Annotated in this window: 4 protein-coding genes; all 4 read left to right on the top strand. The window is 46.7% G+C overall.

Translation table 11 applies throughout. The features are described from left to right. Positions 1-116: 116 nt before the first annotated feature. The 4 genes from FVR03_RS03850 to mnmG all read left to right on the top strand — a co-directional run bounded on the left by FVR03_RS03850 (position 117) and on the right by mnmG (position 6219). Positions 117-3428 (top strand): DUF4175 family protein, encoded by a 3312-nt coding sequence (locus FVR03_RS03850; protein WP_147920447.1) that lies wholly within the window; start codon positions 117-119, stop codon positions 3426-3428. Positions 3429-3452: 24 nt separating this feature from the next. Further along, positions 3453-3878: an ATP-binding protein gene (locus FVR03_RS03855; RefSeq protein WP_147920448.1), complete on the top strand. Its 426-nt coding sequence runs from the start codon at positions 3453-3455 to the stop codon at positions 3876-3878. Beyond that, entirely contained in the window at positions 3862-4290 is a 429-nt protein-coding gene (gene ybeY / locus FVR03_RS03860; protein WP_147920449.1) for an rRNA maturation RNase YbeY, read from the top strand. The genes FVR03_RS03855 and ybeY overlap by 17 nt, the downstream gene beginning before the upstream one ends. Before the next feature lie 66 nt (positions 4291-4356). After that, a complete protein-coding gene (mnmG, locus tag FVR03_RS03865; protein WP_147920450.1) occupies positions 4357-6219 on the top strand; it encodes a tRNA uridine-5-carboxymethylaminomethyl(34) synthesis enzyme MnmG in 1863 nt (620 codons plus the stop codon). The last annotated feature ends 28 nt before the right edge of the window (positions 6220-6247 follow it).

Consider the following 6247-nt stretch of genomic DNA (forward strand, 5'->3'; position numbering starts at 1 on the left):
AGTTTATTAGTTAATTAACCGTTCTGTGCCTAATAAACTATTCATCAATAGTTTAAGAAAAAATACCAGCCTCAGCTACAGCACACGCACTATTAAAGAGTAAAGGAGTAATACAAATGAATAAACAGGATGCGCTAGACCAGTTACTGCATCAGCTCCAGGAGTATAAGAAGAAATTCTACCTCAACCTGCTTTTAAGGGGTAGCATCTTTGCTGTGGGCATGCTTATATCTATTTATGTGGTGTATAGCCTGCTGGAGTATATGTTTTACTTTCCGCAGTACGTGCGGGCATTTCTGCTGTTCTCTTTTATCGGGCTGGTGCTCTATGTGTTTTTCCGATGGATAGCCTTACCGGTGTCTGCGTTGACTAACCTCCGGAAAGTGCTGACCGATGAGCAGGCAGCGCAGCGGGTAGGCACTTACTATCCCGAAATAAAAGACAAGCTCCTGAACGCCATACAACTGCAGAACCTCGACAGAACCAACGACCTGATTGCCGCCAGCATAAACCAGCGCTCCAGCCAGCTTTTAGTGTTCAAATTTACGGAGGCGGTGAAGTTTAAAGAAAACAGGTCGCTGCTAAAGTATGCAGCCTTACCAGCTGGTATTGCCTTGTTAATTGCTTTAGTGTACCCCACTATTTTTGTGCAGGGCACGGAGCGTATCATCCATTACAAAAAGTTTTATGCCCCGGCTGCTCCCTTTACTTTCGATGTACAAAACGATGTGTTGCAAACCTACCGAGGCGAAGACTTTGAGCTTAAATTAGCCGTAACAGGTAAAACGATTCCAAGCGAAGTGTTTCTGCATTACAACGGCCGACGGCAAAAACTGACCAAGAACAGCAGCGGCCTCTACACCTATACCTTTAAGCAACTACAAAAGCCTGTCGGTTTCCGGATGGAAGGCTCCGGCTTTTACTCCGACGACTATAACCTGCAACTGCTTTCGCGGCCAAACCTCAAAGACTTCGAAATGGAAGTTGAGTACCCGGCTTACCTGAACCGTAAGAAAGAGATTATCAAAAACACCGGTAATGCCACCATTCCGGAAGGCAGCACCCTTACCTGGAACTTTGCCGCCACCGAAACAGACAGTATCCGGTTAACCTTTCAGGAGCCCAACCAGGTGCTGGCAGCTAAAGAAGAAGGCCAGGCATTTAAGGCAAGTAAGAAGTTTGAGCAAAGCCAGGCCTATAGCATCAAGCTTCTAAACGAACATAGCAGCAACAAAGAAGACATCAGTTACCAGATCAACACTATTCCGGATAAGCACCCGCAGATTAGCATTGAGCAGTTCCAGGATACAGCGTTGTACAACTTCTTAGTAGTAGGAGGTGACGTGTCTGACGATTATGGCCTGACTGCCCTGACACTGAATTACCGCATCAACAATGAAAAAACTGCGCCAGATGCCAAATACAAAAGCCAGGCGCTGCCCCTCAACAAGAACCAGCTCAGCCAGACCTACTATTACCAATGGAACACAGCTAACCTGAAATTGCAACCCGGCGACAGGGTGGAGTACTTTGTGCAGGTATGGGATAACGACGGCTTGCGCGGCCGTAAGAGTGCCCGCACCCGCACCTTCGAAATGAAAGTGCCTACCAAAAAAGAACTGGAGAAGGAGCTGGCCAGCAATGCACAGTCGGTGCAGAGCCAGATCAGCAAATCGCTCGAAAAATCGACACAACTGAACCAGGAGCTTAATAAGACCGAAGAAAAGCTGAAGACCAAGCGCGAAATGAGCTGGCAGGACAAAAAGCTGTTGGAAGACCTAGTCGCGAAGAAGAAGCAACTGGAGCAGGATATTTCATCTATGAAAGACCTCTACGACCAGCTGAACCAAAAGCAGAACATGCACTCGGAGCAGAACAAACGCTTAGCCGAAAAAGCCGAGGAGCTGAAGAAGCTGATGAACGACCTGCTGGATGAGGAGACAAAGAAACTGTACGAAGAACTGGAGAAACTGCTGCAGCAACAGAAGCCAAACGACCCGGAGCTACAGAAGCTACTCAGCAAACTCGACAACCGCGAACGCAACCTCGAGAAAGAGCTGGAGCGGGCACTAGAGTTGTTTAAGCAATTGCAGTTCGAACAAAAGCTGGACAACATAGCCAACCAACTCGATGAGCTTGGCAAAGAGCAGCAGAAACTGGCTAAAGAAACCGAAGACAAGAAGGCCGACAACGAGCAACTGCAACAGGAGCAGAAAGAAATAGCCCAGAATTTCGAAGACCTGAAAAAGCAACTCGAAGAGCTAAACGACCTGAATAAAGAGCTGGAGCATCCGAACCAGATGGACGACCTGAAGCAGGACGAGCAGCAGATAGAGCAGGAAATGCAAAACAGCCAGGAGCAGCTTCAGAAACAGCAGAATAAAAAAGCCAGCGAGTCGCAGCAGAAGGCAGGGGAGAAGATGCAGCAGATGGCCCAGAAGATGGAAGAGATGCAGGAGAGCATGAGCATGGAGAGCATGTCTGAAAACCTCGACAACCTGCGCGACATCCTCGAAAACCTCATTAAGCTTTCTTTTGATCAGGAAGAAGTGATGAAATCTTTCAGGGGCGTAAACCAGCGCGACCCTCGCTTTATTAGCCTGTCGCAGCAGCAGCTCAACCTCCGCGACAATGCCAGGGTGATAGAAGACAGCTTGCATTCACTTGCCAAGAAAGTGTTCCAGTTGCAGTCGTTCGTTACACGCGAGGTAGCCCAGATGAACCAGGGCATGGACAACACCATGAAGGAACTTCGTGACCGCAACGTAGGCAAAGCAACCGCTCAGCAGCAACTTGCCATGACCTCTATGAACAACCTGGCCCTGATGCTGAACGACGCCCTGACACAGATGCAGGAGCAGATGCAACAGCAAATGCCCGGTAACCAGGCAGGCAAAAAGAAAGGTGGCAAGCCAAAACCCGGCGATATGGGCCAAATGCAGGAACAACTGAATAAAAAAATGGAAGATTTGAAAAAAGGTGGCAAGTCAGGTAAGGCACTTTCTGAAGAATTAGCTAAATTGGCTGCAGAGCAGGAGGCTCTCCGAAACGCCCTGAAAGAAATGGAGCAGAAAGGCAAAAAGCCAGGTGAAAGTGGCAAAGATGGCGATATGGGAAATATTAGCAAGATGATGGAACAAACCGAAGCTGATCTCGTTAATAAACGTCTGACTGAACAAACCATTATGCGGCAACGTGAAATACTGACACGTTTACTGCAGGCGGAGAACTCTATGAAGGAGCGCGAACTTGATAACAAACGAGAGGCCAAGACAGCACAGGATATCCCGAGAAAGCTACCGGAGTCTTTTGAGAAATATTTGAAAGCGAAAGAAAAACAGACGGAAGTGCTTAAAACAGTACCGCCTTCTTTATCGCCATATTACAAGCAAAAAGTGAACGAGTATTTTCAGAACAGCATTAATTAATTTACGCACCCACACTTAACTTATATGAATCAGGTAAAAATTCAGATTCCTTCCATTATCGAGAATATCCGGGTTATAGAAAGCTTTATTGATAACTCCAAGGAAGAATTCGAGTTTGAAGATGATATTTATGGCAACATTATGGTAGCCGTAACCGAAACGGTAAACAACGCTATTCGCCATGGTAATAAATTCGACAAGGATAAGCTTGTTTATTTATCGTTAGAAATAGAAGACAACCAACTACGGTTTGAAGTGGAAGACGAAGGTCCGGGTTTTGATTTTGAAGGCCTGCCAGACCCTACCGCTCCTGAAAACCTGGAGAGCCCGGGTGGCCGTGGCATATTTCTGATGCGTAACTTGTGCGACGAAGTTAACTTCCTTGACAACGGAAAAAAAGTGCAGCTTATCTTTAACATAGTTACTTCACAGAATGGATCATCCAATTGAGTTTGTTAGCGAGGACATTGATTTCTCGCTAGCCAACCCGGATAAAGTTTCAGATTGGATTGCCACTGTAATCGAACAAAACGACCAGGAGCTGGAAAGCCTCACTTACATTTTCTGCTCCGACGACTACCTCCACCAGATAAACCTGGAGTACCTCGATCACGACACGCTCACAGATATCATCACCTTTAATAATGCCGACGAAGAAGGCACTATTGAAGGTGATGTTTTTGTTAGTGTTGAAAGGGTACGTGATAATGCTGCGACCTTAGGCACAACTTTTGAAGACGAACTCCACCGCGTGATCATACACGGGGTGCTGCACCTGCTGGGTTTTAAAGATAAAACCGAGAAGCAGGCTACTCTTATGCGCGAACAAGAAGATTCTTGTTTATCTTTGCGTAAATTTTAGTCTCAAAGGGAATTTTCATTTCTACTGATGATGTTTCACGTGAAACATCTCTTAAATCAGAAATACATGTTTGCAGAATACGATGTAATAGTAGTAGGGGCTGGGCACGCAGGATGTGAGGCTGCAGCCGCAGCAGCAAAAATGGGTTCGAAGGTGCTGCTGGCTACCATGAATATGAATACCATTGCCCAGATGTCGTGCAACCCAGCTATGGGTGGTGTGGCAAAAGGCCAGATAGTGCGTGAGGTAGATGCGCTTGGAGGAATGAGCGGTATCATTACTGACCAAACTATGATCCAGTTCCGGATGCTGAACAAATCGAAAGGCCCTGCCATGTGGAGCCCGAGAGCACAGAGCGACCGTATGCGTTTTGCCGAAGCCTGGCGCCTGTCGCTCGAGCAAACTGAGAACGTTGACTTCTGGCAGGAGATGGTAGTAGGTATAGAAGTAGAAGGTGGCAAGGCAGTAGGCGTACGTACCAGCCTGGGGATAACCATACGTGCAAAAGCAATAGTTTTAACGAATGGCACCTTTTTAAATGGCATTATCCACATTGGTGAAAAGCAGTTAGGTGGAGGTAGAGCCGCTGAGAAATCAGCGAAAGGTCTGACCGAACAACTCAAGGAACTAGGCTTCGAGGCAGGCCGCATGAAGACTGGAACACCTCCCCGTGTAGATGGCCGCTCGCTTGACTATAGCCGTATGGAAGAGCAGTTCGGTGATGAGAACCCATCAAAGTTCTCTTACAAAGACACACAACCATTAACGAACCAACGCAGCTGCTTTATTACTTATACCAACTCCGAAGTACACGAGATTCTGAAAACAGGCTTCGAAAAGTCGCCGATGTTCCAGGGCCGTATTCAAGGATTAGGACCACGCTATTGCCCTTCCATAGAAGACAAGATCAACCGATTTGCTGATCGCGATCGTCACCAGATATTTGTGGAGCCGGAAGGGTGGAGCACGGTAGAAGTGTATGTGAATGGCTTCTCCAGTTCACTGCCGGAAGATGTACAGTTAAAAGCACTGCGTAAAATTGTTGGATTTGAAAAAGCCAAAATGTTCCGTCCTGGTTATGCCATCGAGTACGACTTCTTTCCGCCAACACAATTGAACCTGACACTGGAGACAAAGCTGGTAGAGAACCTTTACTTTGCTGGGCAGATTAACGGTACCACCGGTTACGAAGAAGCGGCCTGCCAGGGATTGATGGCTGGCATTAACGCCCATAACAAGATTAACGAAAAAGCGCCTTTCGTGCTGAAGAGATCAGAAGCTTACATTGGCGTGCTGATAGATGACCTGGTAAATAAAGGCACCGAAGAACCTTACCGTATGTTCACATCAAGAGCCGAACACCGCATTCTCCTGCGCCAGGATAACGCCGATATTCGCCTAACCAAGCTGGGCTATGACCTGGGTCTGGCCGATGAAGACCGCCTGAAAGCTGTGGATAAGAAGATAGAGGAGACAGCAGAAATCATAGCCTATTTAAATAATAAGCCGATTGAGCCCGAAGATATCAACAATATACTGGTAAGCTTAGGCTCTGCTCCGATAGCTGAAAAGCAACGAGCCGGCCAATTAATAAAGCGACCTAACATTGAGATAAGCCATATAGCAGCTGCCATACCAGCCATCGGCGATTACCTCAGTAAGTTTAAGGCAGATAGCATAGAGCAAGCAGAGATAGCCGTGAAGTATGAAAGCTACATAGAGAAGGAGCATGTAATGGCTTCTAAGATGGGCGAGTTGGAAAACTATATTATAAAAGAGAGAATAGACTACCGTAACATACCAGCCTTATCGTCTGAAGCACGCGAAAAGCTTTTAAAAATTAACCCTGAAACTATAGGGCAAGCTTCTCGGATAAGTGGTGTTTCGCCAGCCGATATTTCTGTACTAATGGTATACCTGGGAAAATAACTACATGAGTTACGAGCGACTGGAACAA

The organism is Pontibacter qinzhouensis (genome assembly GCF_008017455.1).
Classification (GTDB): Bacteria; Bacteroidota; Bacteroidia; order Cytophagales; family Hymenobacteraceae; genus Pontibacter; species Pontibacter qinzhouensis.